This window comes from Streptosporangium sp. NPDC000239 (assembly GCF_040300765.1).
In the GTDB taxonomy this organism is placed as follows: Bacteria; Actinomycetota; Actinomycetes; order Streptosporangiales; family Streptosporangiaceae; genus Streptosporangium.
Map to the genome: position 1 here is coordinate 190,564 of NZ_JBEPEI010000012.1, position 19,462 is coordinate 210,025.

The following is a 19,462-nucleotide window of genomic DNA, read 5'->3' on the forward strand; positions in this document are numbered from 1 at the left end:
GGAGGCCGAACCGGCGGCTCCACCGCCATGGGGGTCGCCCCTGCCACCGATGATCAGGGGCCGTAAGAACCACGGCTCCCCGTTGTCGAACATTCGCCGGAGAATACCCAAACACTAAATACGACAACGTCACAAGTCAACGATTCCTCGTCGTCGGGAGGCCACCCCAACGGCATGGAGAATCGCCGGCTCGGCGCGCGATAAGGCAGGTCAGGCAGGCCGTACGGTCGGGTGGTCGGCAGGTGGAAGCCGTTGACGGCGAACACAGGAGGAAATCCCGTACCACGGAAAAAGCCTGAACCAGAAAAGGGTGGTCACTGGAAAGAAAATGGTTCGCCCTTTTTCCGTCCGGAGGGAGTTTCGCTACGACTCGGGCTCGGGAGCCGTTCGGGCGGCCTCCAGGAACTCGACGCAGCGACCCAGCAGGGTGATCAGCGTCTCGCGCTCCTCGGGGGTGAACTTCGCGGCGAGCCCCCGTTCGACACGCACCGCGCGGGGGTCGGCCGCGGCCAGCACCTGTTCGCCCTTCTCGGTGAGGCGGGTCTCCAGGACGTTCCTGTGCCACTCGTGCGGGGTGCGCTCGATCAGGCCGTGCTCCTGGAGGTTCTTGAGCACGGTGTTCATCGTCGGCGGGGTGACCGCGCACGCCCTGGCCAGCGCGGCGGCCGAGATGCCGGGGTTGGCGGAAAGGTGCAGCAGCGCCGCGTACTGCGACACGGTCAGCCCGGCCTGCTTCAGTGCGGCGTTCTTGGCCGCGTTGAGCGCCTGCTCAGCGCGCTTGAGGTGGGAGCCCAGGCGCTCGGAGAGCGGCAACTCGGTCATCTCCGCATGGTAACAACCCGTGAATTAAAGCGTTGACGACCATTAGAGCTCTAACTAGAGTTCGTGTCCGAATAAGAAATACGACTCTGTCAAGCATGTGAAGCCGAACAGAAGGGCGCCATGTCTTCGCCTCGTCTGGTCGTGGCCGCCGCGGCCACGACCCTCACCGCGCTGCTCTCCCTCACCCCCGCGCTGCCCGCCTCCGGTGCGCCGACCACGACAAACCAGATCACGCGGGCACGGATCTCCACCGCGTACGAACTTCCCGGCGACCGGGTCTACCCCGAGGGCGTCGCCGTGGATCCGCGCACCGGCGACCTCTACGCCGGCTCCTACACCGACGGCACGGTCTTCAAGATGACACCGGGTCACCGGGTGGCCCAGGTCTTCCTGCCCGCGGGCGCCGACGGGCGTGACACCGCCAACGGACTCAAGGTCGACCGGGCGGGACGGCTGTGGGTCACCGACTCGACGACCGGGGTCTCGGTCTACGACACGCGCACCCGACGCCTGCTGGCGAGCTTCGACGTCCCCGGGCAGGCCCCAGATAACCCGGCCTTCGTCAACGACCTCGCCATCGCCCCGGACGGCAGCGCCTACCTCACCGACAGCGTCCGCTCCGTGGTCTACCGCGTCACGCCGCGTCAGGTGGCGGCCGGAGGCAGGACGACGCTCACCGTCCGCTTCGACCTGGGCGAGGCCCTCGACCCCCACGGGCCCGACGCGTTCACCCTCAACGGGATCGTCGCCGACCCCTCGGGGCGCTACCTGCTGACCGCCGACATGACCGGTGGCGACCTGTACCGCCTCGACATCGCCTCAGGAGCGATCCGCAGGGTGACACTGACCGGAGGCGACACGCTGCACGCCGACGGGCTCGAACTGCGGGGCGGCAGGCTCTGGGTGGTCCACAACACCGAGAACGCCATCAGTCGCTGGAAGGTGACACGGGACGGCGCCGCGGCCAGGGTCGAGCGGCGGCTGACCGACGAGGCCCTCCAACTCCCGACGACGTTGGCGTTCGGGAACGGCACGCTCTACGTGGTCCGCTCCCAGTTCGACAAGGGCGGCCCACTCGGCTCGGGAACCCCGCGGACCCCCTTCACCATCGCCTCGGTACGGGGCATCTGACCACGCTCCCCCACCTCGCGAGAATATGGGACATTCATTACCCGTTCCTGGGAAATGTCGCCCGACACGGGATGGGGGAGACGGCCGTGCCGCAGTGGCTTCAGGCAGGTCTGTGGGGAACCGCCGCCGGGGGAGCCCTCGTCGTGGGGGCGGCGGTCGCCTGGCTGGTACGGGTCCCGGCCGTGATCATCGCCGGGATCATGGCCTTCGGCGCGGGCGTGCTGATCTCGGCGCTGTCCTTCGAACTCGTCGACGAGGCCGAACGCTCAGGAGGGCTCCTCCCCACGGCGGCCGGCTTCCTCGTCGGCGCCTGCGCCTACGTCGCGGCCAACACCCTCCTCGCCCGGTACGGCGCCCGCCACCGCAAACGCTCCGGCGACAGGCAGCCGTCCGAGGGCGACATCCAGGGCAGCGGTACGGCCATCGCCGTCGGCGCCCTGCTCGACGGAGTCCCCGAGTCGGTCGTGCTCGGCCTGTCACTGCTCGACGGCCGGGGCGTCGGGATCGCGGTCCTGGGGGCCGTCTTCATCTCCAACGTTCCCGAGGGGCTCTCCAGCGCGGCGGGCATGAAGCAGGCCGGGCGCGGCGCGCCGTACGTCTTCGGGGTCTGGGGCGGCATCGCCCTGGTGAGCGGGCTGGCGGCCCTCGTCGGCCACCTCACCCTCCAGGACGCCTCACCCGCGACCGTCTCGGTGATCACCGCCGTGGCCGCAGGGGCGATCCTCACCATGGTCGCCGACACGATGATCCCCGAGGCCTTCGAACGCGCTCATCTCTTCACCGGCCTCATCGCCACCCTGGGCTTCCTGGCGTCCTTCACCGTCGAACGCCTCGGCGCGTAGCCGGTCCGGAGCCACAGACGTCCACCCGGGACCGTGCGTGCTCAGCCTTACGCGAGGGGTGAATCTGAGCGCGCACGGACCCCGGGTCCGCGTTCGGCGTTCCCCTGCTCGGCCCGCGCCTACAGCCTGATCAGGAACACCGTGTTCTCCCGCCGCTGTGATCACCCACGGAGGGGTCCCGGGATAACCCCCGGGACGGATCGCCGCTCGTCCGGCAGAGGGACGATCCGTCGGTACGGCGACGGCCACCATGAGATCGCCATCCCGGCGACGCCTCCCACCCGGCGTCCACGGACGACATCCGGGGATGGCGCGAGCCGTCAACACACGCGCTCTTGGCACAGCACCGAACCCTGTCGGAACGAAAGCCGGAGAACATGAACGTGTACAAGAAGGCTTTGCCCGCCGCGCTCGCGGCGGCCGCGCTGGCCACCCTGACCGCGGCTCCCGCGTCCGCGGCGCCGACCACCCTGGACGTGACGGTCAAGGTCCAGCTCAGCCACACCTCGACCGTGAAGGAGTCGGCCGGGGTGTGGTTCACCTGTCCCGGCAACGAGGTGATGACCGGCCGTTCCCACTCCGGGGACGAGAACGGCTCCACCACCTACTACTGCAGCACGATCACCATCAACGACCAGCCGGTCCAGAACGTGGTGAAGGGACTGTGGAGCGCGAGCCTGAAGGAGAGCCGGTCGTCCTACACCGCGCCGAACGACCAGGCCGTCATCGGCAGGTGGCACTCGGGCGACGAGAACGGTTCCACGAAGTACCTCGCGGCCATGTTCTTCTGGCAGGGCAGGCAGGTGCGCTTCTCCTCCCCCGCGTGGAGCGGCGACCTCAAGGAGAGCAGGCACTCGTGGCGGGCGAACGCGGGCCAGGTCATGACCGGCCGGTACCACTGGGGTGACGAGAACGGCACCACGAGATACCAGTACGCCACGGTGACGATCGTCGACTGACGATCCGGTTCCGGCGGTACCCACCGAGCCCCCTCGGTGGGTACCGCCGATCCACCATGGGTGGGACGGCCGTGATGATGGATGCTGTGATCAACACATCTGAGGGGGCTTCGTGAGCATTCAGGAGTTCGACCGGCGAGCGGTGCGGGACAGCGTGGACGTGGTCGCCGCGGTGACGATCGACGATCTCGACAGGCCGACACCGTGCGCGGGATGGACGGTGGCCGACCTGCTCGCCCACATGACCGTCCAGCACCACGGGTTCGCCGCCGCGGCCAGGGGCACCGGAGCCGACCTGGAGGTCTGGAAGGTCAGGCCGCTCGGTGACGACGCCGTCCAGCTCTACACCAAGGCGGCGGAGGACGTGCTGGCGGCGTTCGCCGAGGACGGCGTGCTCGAACGGGGGTTCACGCTGCCCGAGTTCGCCCCCCGGGGACCGGTATTTCCTGCCCGGCAGGCCATCGGCTTCCACTTCATCGACTACCTGGTGCACGCCTGGGACGTGGCCCGCTCGATCGGCGCCGACTATCGGCCCGACCCGGAGCTTGTCGAGGCCGCCTGGCCGATCGCCCTGGCCGTCCCCGACGACGAACGGCGCACCAGGCCGGGAGCCGCCTTCCAGCCGGGCCTGCCCGTCGACGACGAAACGCCGGGCTTCGACCGTGTCCTCGCCGTACTCGGACGCACCCCCGGCTGGACCCCCTCGGCGTGAGACCGGGAGCCTGGGACGTTCCGCCGCGCGGGAACGCAGCGTGACCACCGGCCGACTGAGTGATATGTCAGTATCAGTGCTTTGTCGGTAGGACCGGCTACCGTTCTCCGGAGTACGGCCACCGCATGTGGTGGTGCCGTTCGGGACGAAGGGATGCTCAGGTGAAGTTCCGGGTCAACCGTGATGTCCTGGCCGACGCCGTGGTCTGGGCCGCTCGTGCCCTGCCGACCCGCCCGGCCGTTCCCGTGCTCTCCGGTCTGCTGCTTGAGGCCGACGCCGAGGACCTGGTGTTGTCGGCCTTCGACTACGACGTCTCCGCCCGCGCCACGATCGAGGCCGAGGTCGCCGAGCCCGGCAGGGTGCTCATCCCGGGCCGCATCCTCGCCGAGATCACCCGGAGCCTGCCCGCCCAGCCGGTCGAGATCGTCACCGACGGGTCCGAAGCGGTGCTGACCTGCGGAAGCGCCGAGTTCGGCCTGCTCACCATGCCCGTTGAGGACTTCCCGTCGCTGCCCGAGGCCCCGCCGAAGATCGGGGCGGTCGGCGGCGGGGTCTTCGCGAGCGCGGTCGGCCAGGTGGCGCCCGCCGCCAGCCGTGACGAGACCCTCCCCATGCTGACCGGCGTCCGCTTCGACATCGCGGGCGAACGCGTGACCATGGCCGCCACCGACCGCTACCGCATCGCCGCCAGGGAGTTCGACTGGCGCCCCGAGCAGCCGGGCGCCACGGCCGCGGCCATGGTCCCAGCCCGGGTGCTCGTCGAGGTGGCCAGGTCGTTGCGCGGCGGAGAGGTCTCGATCGGCCTGGGCGAGGGAGTCGCCGGGTTCGAGAGCGTCGGCAGGAGCACCACGGTCCGCCTGCTCGACGAGCAGTTCATCGACTACCGGGCACGGCTGACCGACGAGTGGCCGATCAGGGCGGACGTGCGGGCCGCCCCGTTCGTCGAGGCGATCAAGCGGGTCGCGCTGGTCGCCGAGCGCAACACCGCGATCAGGCTCACCTTCGGCCAGGGACAGGTGCTCATCCAGGCGGGCGGCGGCGACATCGGCCGGGGCACCGAGGTGCTGGAGGCCGAGCTGTTCGGCGAGGAGATCCAGATCGCCTTCCAGTCGCACTTCCTGCTGGACGGCCTGAGCGGCGTCGAGACCGAGTTCGTACGGCTCAACATGCAGACGCCCAGCCGGCCCGCCCTCATCACCGAGGTGCCCGGAGACGCCGAGCCGGCCTTCCGCTATCTCGTGATGTCCCTGCGCCTGGCCGCCTGAGGCCCCGACCCGAACAGGAAGCACCCGGCGCGGCGGCGTCCGCCGCGCCGGGTGAGGGTCAGCTGGTGAGTTCCTGGGCCTCGGTCAGAGCGATCAGGATGTGTTCCATGCACGCGTGACCGGCGCGCTCGGCGGCGGCGGCGTCGCCCGCCATGATGGCGCGGGCGATGGCGTCGTGCGGGATGTAGGTGCTGTTGAGCGAGGTGCCCGCGGCGGTGATGCTGGCCCGCAGCGCGGCGGAGAAGTCCTGGTAGAGGTCGATCATGACCCGGTTGTGGGTCGCCTGGACGACGGCGACGTGGAAGGCGAGGTCGGCCTCGACGAAGGCGGTCGGCTCGCCCGACTCCCAAGCCTGCTCCCGCTCGGCGAGCGCGGCCTCGATGTGGGCGATGTCGGCCTCGGTCCGCCGCGTCGCGGCCAGCTTGGCGGCCTCGACCTCAAGCGCGCGCCGTACCTCCAGGATCTCCAGCTGTTCGGCGGCGCGTAGCCGTCGCAGCATGGCGCCGGAGAGTTCGCTCGTGGCGCGGACGTAGGTTCCGTCGCCCTGGCGGCATTCGAGCAGGCCTGCGTGGGTGAGTGCCCTTACCGCCTCACGCACGGTGTTGCGTCCGACCCCGAGCTGCTCCGCGAGCACGGTCTCGGTGGGAATCTTCGTGTGCATCTTCCAGGAGTTCGACGTGATCTGCTCTTTGAGCTGGTCGATCACCTGGTCAACGAGAGACGCCCGCTGCGCCGTACGCAGACTCACAGTCCGCCTCCTCCGGAGAAGCCAATCATCCTATGATTCAATGACTGGTAGACCCTAGTTATTCCGGAGGCAGAAAAACAAATCCGGAACGCCGGAGGAGGCGGATTGCTTTATCGAACCAGTGTCGAATCGACCGTCATTCCCACCATCGCGTCGCGGACTCCCGCTGCCTCAAGAGCCTTACGATACGCGCTGGTCTGCTCTTCTCCCGCGCCGACCCTGCCGTAGAGGTCACCCAGCTCACGCCAGGCACGCGCGACCTCACGGTCGGGATTGGACCGCTCCGAACGCAGGGCGTGAAGAAGCTCCCCCGCGGCGTTCAGCCGTGACAGAACCTCACCCTCCCCCCGCGAGAGCGCGGCCTGGGCAAGGACCAGGTGCGCGGCGGCGGCGGTGGGGCTGGCCTGGCCGGACAGCGTGTCGAGGGCGGAGGAGGCCAGGTTGACCGCGCCGTCCGGGTTACCGCTCCCGAGCTGGAGGCGGGCCAGGACCACGAGGCTTCCCGCGTACTCGTTGACCTTCTCGTCGAACGTGGCGAAGACCCCGCTGGCAGCGGTGGCCAACTCGTAGACTTCCTCGGAGAGGGAGGCGCTTCCGAGAGAGACCGTGAGTCTCGCCCATTCCAGTGCGATCCCGGCCAGCCTGAAGGCCATCCGGGCGGGTCGGCCGGTCGCGATGGCGTCGTCGGCCAGGCGTACCGCCAGTGCCGAGTCCTCACCCTCCGCCGCGGCGACGCTCGCCTGCCAGAGGGAGTGGATCTCGGCGGTGCGGTTGACCACCGAGGGAACGCCGTTGACCGCCAGGATGTGCCTGACATACGACAGGCCCGGAGACTGGGGCCTGGCAGCCTCGGTCTCCACCAGCGCGGCGGCCAGTTCGATCGCGATCTCGCCCTGCGTCAACGCCAGGTGGTTGACCTGGCTGAGGGCGTAGATGGCCAGATCATGCGCGCGAAGCGTGTCGCCCGCGCGCTGGTAGCAGCGGCTCAGCGCGACCGTCAGAGGAAGGTCTGCCAGCCGTTCGGGGTGCGCGGCGGCCTCGCGGCGGAGCCGCTCGAACGCCTCTACCGCTGGTCCGACTCGGTCCTGGGCCTCCAGCGAGCGAGCCCGCCCCAGCCGCGCGTGCGCGGCCAACATGGCGTTCTCCTCGCCGGCGACCTTGACGATCTCGCCGAACCGTTCCGCGGCGACCCCGGGGTCGCCGTGCTGCAGCTCAAGCTCCGCGTGACGCAGGCCAAGCTCGGTGTCGATCCGTTGGCGCGGCTCGATCCCGTGCAGCAAGAACTCGGTAGTGCACCCCAGCCGTTCGGCGAGAAGCCGCGCGACCACGGGGGTCGGCGTGCGCTTGCCGGACTCGATGAGGGAGACATAACTGTCGGAGAGGTCAGGCCCTGCCAGCTGGGCCTGAGACATGCGCCTACTCAGCCGCAGTCCGCGGACGCGGTCACCGATGGTTCCCTGACTCGGCATCTGATCTCTCAGGGCGGGGGATGGTCAATGTTCCCGCCATGATTGCACGAAGCAGTCGAATCGGTAACCCCACGTGAAGAGAATCCACCTGCGGACTCTTCGGGCCCCTATGTCATACGGGACATAGGGGCACTAATCATCCGAATCGTTGCCGCCGGGGAAGAGCATCTGACACACCTCTAGGTAGATGGTCTCCGGATAGGGGATGAAGTTGATCCTTGAGAGGGCCTGGTCCTGACCCGCCGACTCCAGGACGAACTCGCCGTATCCCAGCATGCGACCGAGCAGTGAGCGCTGGAAACTCATGTCGGTCACCTTGCCGAGGGGCATCATGTCGACCTTGCGTGTGATCAGGCCCGTGGTGAGCAGCACACGCTTGGAGGTGACGATGAAATGCTCAACCGACCATTCCGCCACTTTCCACACAAAACGGATCAAAAGGAGGAGCCAAGCCCACCAGACGATCACCAGGGCGGTGCCTCCGGAGCTCTGTCCCCCGAACCACCTGCTGAGCAGGCCGGCCAGGATCAGGCCACCGAAGACCTCGGCGATGGGGCGCAGCAGTACGGCCGGGTGAAGCCGCACCATGATTACTTGTTGCTCGTGGGGGAGTAGGTAGCGGTTGACCGACGCGGGAGCCGAGTCCCCGTGGGTCACCAGCCTCATGACAGATGGGATACGAATTGGGCCAGAGAATTGGCCGCGTTGAACATGGTGTCCATGGCGCCCCTAACTGTGTTCGCTGCGTCACCCGGTCTTGTGAAGAGGTAGAACGCCACAAAAGCAATGGCGCTGTATGTCAGAACCTTCTTGACCTGCACTGCGGCCTCCTACGACCACTCACCCACTGCACCCGCCGTATACATTACCCATGCCATTCGCGAGGTAAAGCGTCTTCCCTGACAGGGTCACGATCTCAGCGACGGGACCCGATCAGGGCGGTGTGATATTCGTCACCCACCCTCGCTCGCGGCCAGTGCGAGGACCTCCAGGTGCTTGCGGGCGATCCGCTCGACCAGCACCGGGTGGGCCTGGCCGGTCACCTCCAGCGCGCCGTAGTGCGCGGCCTGGATGCAGCGGGTCACCGTGGCCGCCGGATGGACCTCGGAGAACTCGCTCCGCAACGCGGCACTGACGTGCTCGTAGGGGTCCGGCTCCTGATCCTGGATGGTCCGCTCGCTCATGTTTCTCCCTGATGTGTGCCCGCGGCCTCCCCTGGCCGGGGACACGGAAGAGGCATCCTCGCTACTGCTCGTACCCATTCAAGCACATTGGGTAACGAAGGGGAGGGTTAACGCCTCCCCCCACACCGGGGAGATCCTCAGACCACGCCGTAGAGGCGGTCCCCCGCGTCCCCGAGGCCGGGGACGATGTAGCCGTGCTCGTTCAGCCGTTCGTCGAGCGCGGCGGTCACCAGGCGGATCGGCCTGTCGCTGCCGGCGAACGCCTCGTCCATGTGGGCGATGCCCTCGGGGGCGGCCAGCAGGCACAGCGCGGTCACGTCGTCGGCGCCGCGGTCGAACAGGAACCGGATCGCCGCGGCCAGGGTGCCACCCGTGGCCAGCATCGGGTCGACCACGTACACCTGACGCCCGGACAGGTCGTCGGGCAGCCGCGTCGCGTAGGTCTCGGCCTTGAGCGTCTCCTCGTTGCGGATCATCCCCAGGAAGCCGACCTCGGCCGTCGGCAGCAGCCGGGTCATACCGTCCAGCATGCCCAGGCCCGCACGCAGGATCGGCACCACCAGCGGGTACGGCTGCGCCAGCCGTACGCCCTTGGCCTTGGCGACCGGGGTCTCGACGGTGACACCGGTGACGCGGACGTGCCGGGTCGCCTCGTAGGCCAGCAGCGTCACCAGCTCGTCGGCCAGGCGCCGGAAGGTGGGCGAGTCCGTACGCGCGTCCCTGAGAGCGGTCAGCTTGTGCGCGACCAGCGGGTGCTCGACGACGAGGGTCTCCATGGACGTCAACGCTATCCGGACGGCCGTGCGGGGGACAGCGGCGGGACCCACGTCCCGGACGACGGGCGCTCGCCTGGACGACATCGCCCGCTCACCCGGATTTGGATCACAATTTGGCCCCGGAGGCGTACGGCGACGCGGTGCTTCTGAAAGCATTGACGTCCGTAGCGAGCGCACCGGTGGGGATGAGCATGTCAGACGAAGACCCTCTGGACTTTGCCATCGTCGTCTATCGCGAGGACGACGGCTGGGAGGCGGAGCTGCTTCCCGTGGCGCTCACCTCCGACCTCCAGGGTCTCGTCCACGCCCTACGCCAGCAGCCGAGCATCAACGGGACGATTGGCCTGGTCGCCGTTGGGGATGAGTTCTTCGTGGCGTTACGAGTGTTCGGTGAGCATGTGGAGGTCTTCCTCTCCGACATCGCCGCGTCCTGGGACTTCCCCCTGGCGCGGCAGGCGCTGGAATACCTCGACGTGCCGGTGCCCGACGAGGACGAACTGGACGCGATCCTCCAGGACGAGGAGACGGCCCTGCCCGCCGGAGATCTGTCGATCTTCGCCGACCTGGGGCTCGACGAGATGGAGCTCGGCATCCTCTCCGGGGACATCGACCTCCTTCCCGAGGACGTGCTGTCCAGCATCGCCGCCCGTCTGGGATTCTCCGAGCCCTTCGAACGCGCGATCGACTCTGTGTTCGGCTGACCCCGGGAGACCGGCCATGTCCTCCAGGCAATCCACTGGCAGTGTGTTCTCCGCGGCGTTCGTCCGCACCGAGGACGGATGGAACGGCGCCGAGATCGACCTCGGCGCCGCGGAGATAGCCGACGACCTGGGCGACGCCGTACAGGAGCATCTGGGGCTCAACGGTGACGAGCTGGCCCTGCTGTGCGTCGAGGTCGAGGACGAGTGGTTCGCCATCGTCCGCTACGAGGGAGACCGGGAACCGCGCACCTTCCTGTCCGACGCCCAGGCGGGGCTGACCGACGGGCTCGGCGAGCTCTTCACCGAGTTGGCCGGCGTCGCCCCGGACAAGGAGACCCCCGACCTCGGCGTACGGCCCGCGGGCGACTTCGAGCTGCTGAGCGACCTGGGCATGAGCCCGGAGGAGCTCGTCGAGCTGAGCATGGAGGAGGGCGCGCTCCCCGCGGACACGCTCTCGGTGATCGCCGAGCGGCTGGCCTTCGCGGACGAGCTCGACCGGCTCCGGTGAACCCCGAGGCGTACGCCGCCGGGATGCGGCTGGCCCTTGAGCAGGCCGCCGAGGCGGGCGCCAGGGGGGAGGTGCCGATCGGCGCGGTCGTCCTCGACCCCGAGGGGGCCGTGCTGGCCGGGGCGGGCAACGACCGTGAGTCGCTGGCGGACCCGACCGCGCACGCCGAGGTCCTGGCCCTGCGGCGGGCCGCTCTCTCGCGTGGTGAGTGGCGGCTGACCGGCTGCACGCTGGTCGTGACCCTTGAACCGTGCACGATGTGCGCCGGAGCCGCCGTGCTGGCCCGGGTCGACCGGGTCGTCTACGGCGCCGTCGATCCCAAGGGGGGCGCCGCGGGCTCGCTGTGGGACGTGCTGAGGGACCGCCGCCTCAACCACAGGCCCGAGGTCGTCATGGGGGTGCTGGCCGACGAGTGCGCCACGGTCCTCACCGACTTCTTCACCTCTCGCCGGATGCGCGAGCAATAGCGGATATCCGGTAAGCTGCTCGGCGGTGGAGTCGCCTAGTGGCCGAGGGCGCACGCCTCGAAAGCGTGTGATGGGGCAACCTATCCGTGGGTTCAAATCCCACCTCCACCGCCACAGCAACGAAAGGGCCCCCGGTTCGCCGGGGGCCCTTCGTCGTGCCAGGGGTTCCTCAGTCCTCGGGGAGTTCGAGGACGCGGGCGTGCAGAATCGAGCGCTGGTGCAGCGCCGAGCGCAGGGCACGGTGCAGGCCGTCCTCCAGATAGAGGTCGCCGCGCCACTGGACCACGTGCGGGAACAGGTCGCCGTAGAAGGTGGAGTCCTTGGCGAGCAGCGAGTGCAGGTCGAGCACCGTCTTCGTGGTGATCAACGTGTCGAGGCGGACCTGCCGCGGCGGTATCTGCGCCCACTCGCGATGCGAGAGACCGTGCTCGGGGTAGGGCCGTCCATCACCGACCAGCTTGAAGATCACAGTACGTAGTTTATGAGAGATTCGGATTCTTTGCCTGCTTGCCCAGGTCGGCGACGGCCTCAGAGGCTCCCTGAGAACGTGTCACACCGGTTGGGATCCCCGCTCTCGTAGCCGGTGGTGAACCACCTGACACGCTGTGCCGACGTGCCATGGGTGAAGGCGTCCGGGTTCACCCGGCCCTGGGTGCGCTCCTGGATGCTGTCATCCCCCACGGCCGAGGCGGCGCTCAGCGCCTGCTGGATGTCCTGCTGGGTGAAGGGCTTGTCGAACAGGCCGGTCTCGTAGGCGTTCTTCGCCCACACGCCCGAGTAGCAGTCGGCCTGCAGCTCAAGCCTGACCGAGCCGCTCCGCGGTCCCTGCCGGTCTCCCTGGGCCATGGAGCTGGTGCCCAGGAGGTTCTGCACGTGGTGACCGTACTCGTGCCCGATCACATACGCCTGGGCGAACGGACCGCCCTCCGCGCCGAAACGGGTGCGGAGCTCGTCGAAGAAGCTCAGGTCGAGATAGACCTTCTGGTCGGCAGGGCAGTAGAACGGGCCGACCGAGGCGTCGGCCGCGCCGCAGGCGGTGTTCACCTGGCCGGAGAACATAACGGTCTTGGCGGGCCGGTAACCCTGCACGACGGTCGGCCAGTAGTCCTGGATGCTGTTGACCACGCCGACCACCCGGCACTCCTCGTTCTGGTCGGCGTCCTGCCCTGTCCTGCACTTGGCCGCCAGGTCGGTTCCCGGCCCCACGGGGGCGGGCTCGTTCCCGCCGACGATGTCCCCGGGGTTGAGCCCGAACAGCAGGGCCACGATGAGCGCGAGGATTCCGGCGGCGCCCCCGCCGACCGCGAGTCCTCCTCCGGGAATCCTCCTGCGGCCACCGCTTTCCACCTGTGAGCTGTCCAGCCGGGCGTCGTCTCTGAAATCCATCGCAGACGTCCCTTCGATCCGCTTGGACCCCCACTGCCCTCCCCGGGGCCGACCATGCCCACCGGTTCGCCGGGTACGGCGCAGCGCCTCATCGGCGTCGACTTGCACGAAATATATCCCCCACCTGCAGCTTTTCACCGCCAACAAGGGAAATACCGTCACATGCGGCAGATGCGGATGTTAGTCATCAATGCGCTCTTTGTGATGGCCGTACTCCTCGGCAACGATCTGGGCGCCGACCCGGAGACACCGGACAAGGCGGACCTCGAAACCGGGTCCTCCGTGGCCGTCCCCGTGGCGAGAGGCCCGCTGACACTTGAGGCCGACTACCGAAGGGGCATCGCCAGGGTGCTGCCGTCCGTCGTGCAGATCACCTCGCGGTCGGGAGAGGAGATCAGCGAGGGCTCGGGCATCGTCTACGACGACCTCGGGCACATCGTGACCAACGCCCACGTGGTCGGTGACGCCGAACGCTTCGAAGTCATGCTCGCCACCGGTGGCGCCCCCCGTACGGCCCGGCTCGTCGGGGTCTACAAGGCCGGGGACCTGGCCGTCATCAGGGTGGACGACCCGTCGGGCCTCGTCCCCACCGGCTTCGGCGACTCCGACCGGCTCGCCATCGGCCAGATCGTGCTGGCCATGGGCAACCCGTTCGGCCTGTCGGGCAGCGTGACCGACGGCATCGTTTCCGGGCTGAACCGGACCGTCCAGTTCGCGGCCGAGGGGCACGAGACCGTCGCTCCGACGGCCGGCGGCCTCATCCAGACCTCCGCCGCGATCAACCCGGGCAACAGCGGAGGCGCCCTGGTCGACCTCGCCGGACAGGTCGTCGGCGTGCTGGTCGCCGACCTGGTGAACGCGGACACGGGCAGTGTGCTCCCCGGTATCGGCTTCGCCATCCCGGCCAACACGGTCACCCGCGTCGTCCGCCGGCTCGTCGAGAAGGGCGAGGTGACCGAAACCGGCCGGGCGGACCTGGGAGTCACGGCGCAGACCGTGGTCGACAGACACGGCAGACCGAGCGGTGTCGGCGTCGTGCGGACGGCCCAGGGGACGCGGACGGCGCTCAGGCCGGGCAACGTGATCGTCGCACTCGACGACACCCCGGTCCTGACCGCGCAGGACCTCGCCAGAGCCCTCGCCGCCCACAAGCCAGGCGACTCGGCCAAGGTGGAACTCCTCCACCCCGACGGCTCGACCACCACCACGACCGTACGGCTCGGCACCACCGGAGGCGACTGACCGGTCCTTTCGATGAAGCCGAGGCTTGGGGGCGACCAGGCGATCGCGATGCCCGGCAGGAGCGAACAGGCGGATCTCCAAACAGCGGCACAGGTGCTCACGTGCGTCACCGCCCTGGTGGACGCCGTGTCACCGGCCCGCACAAGCACGGTGGCGTCCGCCGGGTAGGGGCCGCCCCCTCCGCGCGTGACCCTCTACGCCACCGTGAGACAGCTCTCCGGCTGACGCGTGATCCCGGTCACCGCGTACGCCGCGTTCGGGCGGAGGCGTTCCGAACCACCTCCGCCGATCACCACTACGGCGTCCGCAAGACGGTCTCGCTTCCTCCGGCCAGAGGTCGGTAGGCGTGACGTCGATTCGGGGCGATGCTTGGATCCCTTCCCTGCGGGGGTTGGGCGACGGGGGACTCAGCCCGCATGCTTGTGAGGGTTACTTGCCCGGCTCGGGGCCGTACCACTGGAGTGCTTGACCGGTGACCCGGGCGATGCACTCGAAGTCTCGGTCTCGGTCTCGGTCTCGGTCTCGGTGGAGGAGCGTAAGCCCTTGAAGTTCCGCTGTGGCGGCGATGACGAGGCCGACAGGGCCTGCGCTGCGATGTCGCCCTCGCCGGGTGAGGGCTTCCTGAACTTTCCAGGCGCGGTCGTCGATGGGGGTCCAGCCGAACAGAAGCCGTAGATCTTCGACGCCTTGCTCGCGATCCGTAATGGATCGGGCACTGGAGAGGAACTCAAGTTCGGTGATGGGGCAGACTGCGATGAGTCCTGCGACGGCAGATTGACCCCAGCCGTACCGGTCCGCGTCGGGGCGCAGGAAACGGGCAAGGGCACTGGTGTCGATCAGAAACTGAGCCGCATTCATCGACGGTAATTGCTCTTCTCTTCGAAGAGTTCCAGGTCGAAGCCTCCTTCTGAGGCGTCGGAACGGAGCCGAGCGAGCGCGAGCGCTCGGCGCCGGTGCTCCAGCACCTCACGGGTGGCCCCGTGCCATCGCCGGTAAGCGCGCATGCTTCGAAGTGGGCGTGTCGACCGAGGCCGGACAGCACGAAGGGCCCGGGTGGATAGTCCGGGCCCTTCGTGTCTTGCTGCTCAACCAAGCGCGGAGGATAGGAGATTCGAACTCCTGAGGGGTTGCCCCCAACACGCTTTCCAAGCGTGCGCCCTAGGCCAACTAGGCGAATCCTCCGTGGAGTAGCTTACCGAACTTTCAGGACTGCGTTGACCACATATTCGAGGCATCTTCGTTGGCGGCCGTTCACTACTCCGAGCACTCGCGACAGAGGCTAGACTGTGCCAGGACCCCTCGCGCGGCGTCATCCTGTGAACCTCCCCAGGGCCGGAAGGCAGCAAGGATAAGCAGGCTCTGGCGGGTGTGCGAGGGGTCTCTTCGTTTCAGACTCCCTCGCAGGTGGGATCGTCGCATGAGTCTTGCGCTGTACCGCAAGTACCGGCCCGGGACCTTCGCCGAGGTCAAGGGGCAGGAGCACGTCACCGAGCCGTTGCGGCAGGCGCTGCGGAGCGGCCGGATCAACCACGCCTATCTGTTCAGCGGGCCCAGGGGATGCGGCAAGACGTCGAGCGCCCGCATCCTGGCCCGTTCGCTGAACTGCGAGAAGGGGCCGACCCCCGACCCCTGCGGCGAGTGCGAGTCGTGTGTGGCCCTGGCGCCGACCGGGCCCGGCCACCTGGACGTCATCGAGATCGACGCCGCCTCGCACGGTGGTGTCGACGACGCCCGCGACCTGCGGGAACGGGCCTTCTTCGCCCCCGTCTCGGCGCGCTTCAAGATCTACATCATCGACGAGGCGCACATGGTGACCCGCGAGGGGTTCAACGCGCTGCTCAAGCTTGTCGAGGAGCCCCCGCCGCACCTGAAGTTCGTCTTCGCGACCACCGAGCCGGAGAAGGTCATCGGGACGATCAAGTCCCGCACCCACCACTATCCCTTCCGGCTGATTCCGCCCGCCGCGCTGCGCACGCTCATGGAGGAGATCCTCACCTCGGAGAACGTGCCGTTCGAACCCGCCGCGCTGCCGCTGGTGGTCAGGGCGGGCGCCGGGTCGGCCCGTGACTCGCTGTCGATCCTGGACCAGCTCTTCGCCGGGTCGGACGAGGCCGGCATCACCTACGCCCGCGCGGTCTCCCTGCTCGGTTACACCGACGGCGACCTGCTCGACGACATGGTCTCCGCTTTCGCCACCCGCGACGGGGCGAAGGTCTTCCAGGCCGTGAACCGGGTGGTCGAGGGCGGTCACGACCCCCGCAGGTTCGCGATGGACCTGCTTGAGCGCTTCCGCGACCTGGTGATCCTGGCGAACGTGCCCGAGGCCGCGACCAGCGGGCTGCTCGACCGTCCCGGTGACGAGCTGGAACGGCTCCAGCAGCAGGCGGCCTCGATGGGCCCGGCCGAGCTGACCCGCGCGGCGGAGATCTTCAACGAGGGCCTGACCGAGATGCGCGGCGCGGCCTCGCCCCGGCTGCTGCTTGAGTTGATGTGCGCCAGGACCCTGCTGCCCGGGGTGGCCAGGGACGAGGCGGCGCTGCTGACCCGGCTTGAGCGGCTGGAGCGGGGAGGGGTCACGGTGGTCCAGGCGGCGGCCCCTGGAGTGGCCCCTGCAGTGGCTCCGACGGTGGCCCCGGCAGTGATCCCGACGGTGGCCCAGGCGCCTCCCGCTCAGGCTCCCATGGCCGCCCAGGCTCCGGCCCCCACGCAGACCCCCGTACAGCCCGCCGCGCCCGCGGCCGCCGTACCGGTTCGGGCCAAGGACGACGACTGGCCGGCTCCCACGCGGCCGGGAGGGCAGGCGCCCGCCCCCGCCGCGGACCAGCCCCAGGCCCAGGCTCCTGCGGTCCCGGGAGTGTCAGGGGGTGACGCGGGAGCGGTACAGCAGGCATGGCCGCAGGTGCTCGCGGCCCTCAAACGGCGCAGCATCGTCGTCTGGGCGAACGTCAACACCAACGCCCAGGTCGTCGGGGTCGAGGGCAAGGTCGTCACGCTGGGCTTCGCCCAGGTGGGCGCGATGCGCAACTTCACCGGCGGCGGCAAGGACGTGGTGGTCGCGGGGGCGCTGCAGGACGTGCTCGGCGGCACCTGGAAGGTGGAGGCCGTCGTCGGCGGTTCGCCCATGCCGTCCGGCGCCCGGCAGCAGACGCCGCCTCCTCCTCCGCCACGCGCTGAGCCCGTCCAGAGCCCCGCGCAGAGTCCCTCGCAGGGGCCCGTCACGAGGCCGACCGCGGAGCCCCAGGCGGAGGCGCCGCCCCAGGCGGTTTCGCCTCCCCGTGAGGCCCAGCGAGCCCCTCAGGCCCCGCAGACGCAGCCTCGCCAGAGCCCGCAGGCCACCGACGAGTCCTGGCCCGACGCACCGCTCCCCGAGGACCCGGGCTCACCTCCGCCGCCGAGTCCCGGTCTGGCCGCCGCGCGTTCCGCCGCCAGGACGGCCGCCCATACGGTCGCCCAGACGGGGCCGAGGGGGGCGGGGACCAAGTCGGCGTGGCCGGAGGCCGTGCCCGGCAGGTCGTCCGGCTCCGACGACGCCGGTTCGTCCGACGACGCGCTGACCGGCATGGCCCTCCTCCAGCGTGAGCTGGGCGGCCAGATCATCGAGGAGATCGGCCACGCCTGACGGTCCTGCGGGATCAGGGCGAGTCCAGGGCCGACAGGCGGATCGCGGCGGTCACGGCGCGGTGGTCGCTCCGGGGAAGCACGGCGACGAGTCGTTCCAGGACGTGGGCGTCGCCCCTGGCTCCCTCGGTCTCCGCGTAGGCCCACAGGTCGTCGGGGGACCCCCGGGTCAGGAGGCGGGCGCGGACCCGGCCTTCGAGCTCCTCGCGTTCGTCGCGCACCGCGGGGGCGTCGGAGCGGGGCAGCAGCGGCCCGCCGTACGCGCCGACGATCGCGGTGGTGTCCTCACCGGCGAGCAGGCGTCGCAGGGTGAGGAAGTCGGCCCGCACCACACAGGTCAGCCGGTACGGCCGCGCCGCGACCACGGGGCCGAGCTGCAGGCGCAGGCGGTGGATCTCGGCGCGGGCGGTCACCGGGTTTCCCGCGTCGCCGTACAGGTGGAGGGAGAGCTGTTCGGCCGTGACGCCCTTGGGGTTGAGGGCCAGCACCGTGAGGATCTCGGCGTGACGGGGGGACAGCGGCACGTGGGCGCCGTCGAGATCGGCCGCGGGATGCCGCGTCCCGAGGAAGGACAGGGTCAGCACGGGCGTGTCCGCCGTGCCGAGGACACGCAGCAGGAAGCCGTCGCGGACGGGGGTCAGCAGCGCGGTCTCGCCGTCGGGCAGCACGACCCGGTCGCCGGAGGCGGGCAGCCGTACGCGGTCACCCCATCGCAGGGAGCGGTCGGAGGCGACGACACGGCCCGTGGCGGTGACCAGGGCGCCGGGTTCGCCGCGCAACGCCAGCAGGTGCTCGTCGTTGCGGGCGCGGAACAGGTCGTCGCGCTCGCGCATGCGCAGCGCCAGGTGGCTCTCCGCCAGTCTGGCCGTGGTCTCGACGAGGGCGACGGTCGCCGGATGCAGGGCGTCCATGGTGCCGCTGATGTCGACGCAGCCGATCACCTCGCCGCTGTCCGGGTCGTTGATCGGCGCCGCCGAGCACGACCAGGGGTGCAGTGCCCTGACCAGGTGCTCGGCGGAGAAGACGTGGACGGGGCCCCGGGTGGCGAGCGCGGTGCCCATGCCGTTCGTCCCGATCACCTCCTCGCCCCAGTGGAAGCCGTCGGCGAGCCCGACTTCGTCGGCCATGCCCATCACCCGGTGGTCTCCGTCGCGCCAGAGCACCCGGCCCTTCTCGTCGGTGACCATCAGGATGTGCGCGCTCGCCGAGGCGGCCTCCAGGAGGGTTCCGGCGACGAGCGGCAGCAGGGCGCCGACGGGATGGTGGGAACGGACGTCCTCGACGTCCTCCCGTTCGAAGGCGGGCGGGGCCGCGCTCGCCTCGGGATCGACGCCCGCGTCCATGGATCTGCGCCACGAGGCGGAGATCAGGCCGCGTAACGCCCCGTCAGGAGGTTGGGCACCGTTCAGCACGGACTCGTGCAGACGGCGCAGTCGTAACGAGTGGACGTTCAAATCCGGGACGGCTTCCCGGCGGCTGCCGGACATATGGCTCCCCAGGAATCAGACCGATTGCCGAAGCATCGGTTGTCGGGACGGGTGCACGCAACCGGTTCGGCGAAAAGGGAGTGCGAAGGGTGATTGAACGATCGCAACGTGTGTGCAACCTGGAATCGGTTACCTTCGCAGCGCA

General features: G+C 69.3%; 20 protein-coding genes, 2 tRNA genes and 1 other RNA gene. 12 read left to right on the top strand and 11 right to left on the bottom strand.

All coding sequences use genetic code 11. The features are described from left to right. Positions 1-363: 363 nt before the first annotated feature. Positions 364-822 (bottom strand): MarR family winged helix-turn-helix transcriptional regulator, encoded by a 459-nt coding sequence (locus ABT340_RS27265; RefSeq protein ID WP_352013673.1) that lies wholly within the window; start codon positions 820-822, stop codon positions 364-366. A gap of 120 nt (positions 823-942) precedes the next feature. On the opposite strand from ABT340_RS27265, the gene ABT340_RS27270 reads away from it, so the two are divergent. The 5 genes from ABT340_RS27270 to dnaN all read left to right on the top strand — a co-directional run bounded on the left by ABT340_RS27270 (position 943) and on the right by dnaN (position 5,731). Then, positions 943-1,953 carry an SMP-30/gluconolactonase/LRE family protein gene (locus tag ABT340_RS27270; protein WP_352013674.1) on the top strand — a complete coding sequence of 337 codons (1,011 nt, stop codon included), beginning with the start codon at positions 943-945 and terminating at the stop codon, positions 1,951-1,953. An 86-nt stretch (positions 1,954-2,039) separates the two neighbouring features. After that, a complete protein-coding gene (locus tag ABT340_RS27275) occupies positions 2,040-2,795 on the top strand; it encodes a ZIP family metal transporter (RefSeq protein WP_352013675.1) in 756 nt (251 codons plus the stop codon). 377 nt (positions 2,796-3,172) lie between these two features. Further along, on the top strand, positions 3,173-3,754 hold the full coding sequence (locus tag ABT340_RS27280) for a hypothetical protein (RefSeq protein WP_352013676.1): 582 nt from the start codon (positions 3,173-3,175) through the stop codon (positions 3,752-3,754). 112 nt (positions 3,755-3,866) lie between these two features. Continuing rightward, on the top strand, positions 3,867-4,466 hold the full coding sequence (locus ABT340_RS27285) for a TIGR03086 family metal-binding protein (protein WP_352013677.1): 600 nt from the start codon (positions 3,867-3,869) through the stop codon (positions 4,464-4,466). 161 nt (positions 4,467-4,627) lie between these two features. Next, a complete protein-coding gene (gene dnaN / locus ABT340_RS27290) occupies positions 4,628-5,731 on the top strand; it encodes a DNA polymerase III subunit beta (protein WP_352013678.1) in 1,104 nt (367 codons plus the stop codon). Positions 5,732-5,789: 58 nt separating this feature from the next. On the opposite strand, the gene ABT340_RS27295 is transcribed toward dnaN, so the two are convergent. From ABT340_RS27295 to upp, 5 genes are all read right to left on the bottom strand, one after another. After that, complete coding sequence (locus tag ABT340_RS27295; protein ID WP_352013679.1) at positions 5,790-6,479, bottom strand: FadR/GntR family transcriptional regulator; 690 nt, start codon at positions 6,477-6,479, stop codon at positions 5,790-5,792. Between the two features lie 110 nt (positions 6,480-6,589). Beyond that, the gene (locus ABT340_RS27300) at positions 6,590-7,948 is read right to left on the bottom strand and encodes a helix-turn-helix domain-containing protein (protein WP_352013680.1); all 1,359 of its coding nucleotides are present in this window, start codon (positions 7,946-7,948) and stop codon (positions 6,590-6,592) included. Positions 7,949-8,080: 132 nt separating this feature from the next. Next, positions 8,081-8,614: a PH domain-containing protein gene (locus ABT340_RS27305; protein ID WP_352013681.1), complete on the bottom strand. Its 534-nt coding sequence runs from the start codon at positions 8,612-8,614 to the stop codon at positions 8,081-8,083. A 287-nt stretch (positions 8,615-8,901) separates the two neighbouring features. Continuing rightward, positions 8,902-9,132, bottom strand: coding sequence for a hypothetical protein (locus tag ABT340_RS27310; protein WP_352013682.1), 231 nt, complete (start codon positions 9,130-9,132; stop codon positions 8,902-8,904). 137 nt (positions 9,133-9,269) lie between these two features. Then, positions 9,270-9,908 carry a uracil phosphoribosyltransferase gene (upp, locus tag ABT340_RS27315; protein WP_352013683.1) on the bottom strand — a complete coding sequence of 213 codons (639 nt, stop codon included), beginning with the start codon at positions 9,906-9,908 and terminating at the stop codon, positions 9,270-9,272. 191 nt (positions 9,909-10,099) lie between these two features. On the opposite strand from upp, the gene ABT340_RS27320 reads away from it, so the two are divergent. From ABT340_RS27320 to ABT340_RS27335, 4 genes are all read left to right on the top strand, one after another. Beyond that, on the top strand, positions 10,100-10,609 hold the full coding sequence (locus ABT340_RS27320) for a tRNA adenosine deaminase-associated protein (RefSeq protein WP_352013684.1): 510 nt from the start codon (positions 10,100-10,102) through the stop codon (positions 10,607-10,609). 16 nt (positions 10,610-10,625) lie between these two features. Continuing rightward, complete coding sequence (locus ABT340_RS27325; RefSeq protein WP_352013685.1) at positions 10,626-11,117, top strand: tRNA adenosine deaminase-associated protein; 492 nt, start codon at positions 10,626-10,628, stop codon at positions 11,115-11,117. Positions 11,118-11,140: 23 nt separating this feature from the next. After that, entirely contained in the window at positions 11,141-11,584 is a 444-nt protein-coding gene (gene tadA, locus ABT340_RS27330) for a tRNA adenosine(34) deaminase TadA (RefSeq protein WP_352013728.1), read from the top strand. Positions 11,585-11,608: 24 nt separating this feature from the next. After that, a tRNA-Ser gene (locus tag ABT340_RS27335) sits at positions 11,609-11,698 on the top strand. Between the two features lie 55 nt (positions 11,699-11,753). Here ABT340_RS27335 and ABT340_RS27340 read toward each other — a convergent pair. Together ABT340_RS27340 and ypfJ are read right to left on the bottom strand one after the other, a co-directional pair. Beyond that, positions 11,754-12,053, bottom strand: a complete 300-nt coding sequence (locus tag ABT340_RS27340; RefSeq protein WP_352013686.1) for a type II toxin-antitoxin system VapB family antitoxin — start codon at positions 12,051-12,053, stop codon at positions 11,754-11,756. A 59-nt stretch (positions 12,054-12,112) separates the two neighbouring features. Continuing rightward, on the bottom strand, positions 12,113-12,970 hold the full coding sequence (ypfJ, locus tag ABT340_RS27345) for a KPN_02809 family neutral zinc metallopeptidase (RefSeq protein ID WP_352013687.1): 858 nt from the start codon (positions 12,968-12,970) through the stop codon (positions 12,113-12,115). A 177-nt stretch (positions 12,971-13,147) separates the two neighbouring features. On the opposite strand from ypfJ, the gene ABT340_RS27350 reads away from it, so the two are divergent. Then, entirely contained in the window at positions 13,148-14,212 is a 1,065-nt protein-coding gene (locus ABT340_RS27350; RefSeq protein ID WP_352013688.1) for a S1C family serine protease, read from the top strand. A 429-nt stretch (positions 14,213-14,641) separates the two neighbouring features. On the opposite strand, the gene ABT340_RS27355 is transcribed toward ABT340_RS27350, so the two are convergent. Together ABT340_RS27355 and ABT340_RS27360 are read right to left on the bottom strand one after the other, a co-directional pair. After that, complete coding sequence (locus ABT340_RS27355; protein ID WP_352013689.1) at positions 14,642-15,070, bottom strand: PIN domain nuclease; 429 nt, start codon at positions 15,068-15,070, stop codon at positions 14,642-14,644. A 238-nt stretch (positions 15,071-15,308) separates the two neighbouring features. Next, positions 15,309-15,394 (bottom strand) — tRNA-Ser (locus tag ABT340_RS27360). Between the two features lie 108 nt (positions 15,395-15,502). On the opposite strand from ABT340_RS27360, the gene ffs reads away from it, so the two are divergent. Together ffs and ABT340_RS27370 are read left to right on the top strand one after the other, a co-directional pair. Then, an RNA gene (gene ffs / locus ABT340_RS27365) (signal recognition particle sRNA small type) lies at positions 15,503-15,598 on the top strand. 31 nt (positions 15,599-15,629) lie between these two features. Beyond that, complete coding sequence (locus ABT340_RS27370; protein ID WP_352013690.1) at positions 15,630-17,831, top strand: DNA polymerase III subunit gamma and tau; 2,202 nt, start codon at positions 15,630-15,632, stop codon at positions 17,829-17,831. A gap of 13 nt (positions 17,832-17,844) precedes the next feature. Here ABT340_RS27370 and ABT340_RS27375 read toward each other — a convergent pair whose 3' ends face one another. Further along, entirely contained in the window at positions 17,845-19,317 is a 1,473-nt protein-coding gene (locus tag ABT340_RS27375) for a GAF domain-containing protein (RefSeq protein ID WP_352013691.1), read from the bottom strand. Positions 19,318-19,462: the final 145 nt, after the last annotated feature.

Bases quoted from the DNA above. Each gene is read 5' to 3' on its own strand.
- ABT340_RS27265 (WP_352013673.1), bottom strand. From the start codon at position 822: ATGACCGAGTTGCCGCTCTCCGAGCGCCTGGGCTCCCACCTCAAGCGC.
- ABT340_RS27270 (WP_352013674.1), top strand. From the start codon at position 943: ATGTCTTCGCCTCGTCTGGTCGTGGCCGCCGCGGCCACGACCCTCACC.
- ABT340_RS27280 (WP_352013676.1), top strand. From the start codon at position 3,173: ATGAACGTGTACAAGAAGGCTTTGCCCGCCGCGCTCGCGGCGGCCGCG.
- ABT340_RS27300 (WP_352013680.1), bottom strand. From the start codon at position 7,948: ATGCCGAGTCAGGGAACCATCGGTGACCGCGTCCGCGGACTGCGGCTG.
- ABT340_RS27305 (WP_352013681.1), bottom strand. From the start codon at position 8,614: ATGAGGCTGGTGACCCACGGGGACTCGGCTCCCGCGTCGGTCAACCGC.
- ABT340_RS27310 (WP_352013682.1), bottom strand. From the start codon at position 9,132: ATGAGCGAGCGGACCATCCAGGATCAGGAGCCGGACCCCTACGAGCAC.
- upp (WP_352013683.1), bottom strand. From the start codon at position 9,908: ATGGAGACCCTCGTCGTCGAGCACCCGCTGGTCGCGCACAAGCTGACC.
- ABT340_RS27320 (WP_352013684.1), top strand. From the start codon at position 10,100: ATGTCAGACGAAGACCCTCTGGACTTTGCCATCGTCGTCTATCGCGAG.
- ABT340_RS27325 (WP_352013685.1), top strand. From the start codon at position 10,626: ATGTCCTCCAGGCAATCCACTGGCAGTGTGTTCTCCGCGGCGTTCGTC.
- tadA (WP_352013728.1), top strand. From the start codon at position 11,141: ATGCGGCTGGCCCTTGAGCAGGCCGCCGAGGCGGGCGCCAGGGGGGAG.
- ypfJ (WP_352013687.1), bottom strand. From the start codon at position 12,970: ATGGATTTCAGAGACGACGCCCGGCTGGACAGCTCACAGGTGGAAAGC.
- ABT340_RS27350 (WP_352013688.1), top strand. From the start codon at position 13,148: ATGTTAGTCATCAATGCGCTCTTTGTGATGGCCGTACTCCTCGGCAAC.
- ABT340_RS27355 (WP_352013689.1), bottom strand. From the start codon at position 15,070: ATGAATGCGGCTCAGTTTCTGATCGACACCAGTGCCCTTGCCCGTTTC.
- ABT340_RS27370 (WP_352013690.1), top strand. From the start codon at position 15,630: ATGAGTCTTGCGCTGTACCGCAAGTACCGGCCCGGGACCTTCGCCGAG.
- ABT340_RS27375 (WP_352013691.1), bottom strand. From the start codon at position 19,317: ATGTCCGGCAGCCGCCGGGAAGCCGTCCCGGATTTGAACGTCCACTCG.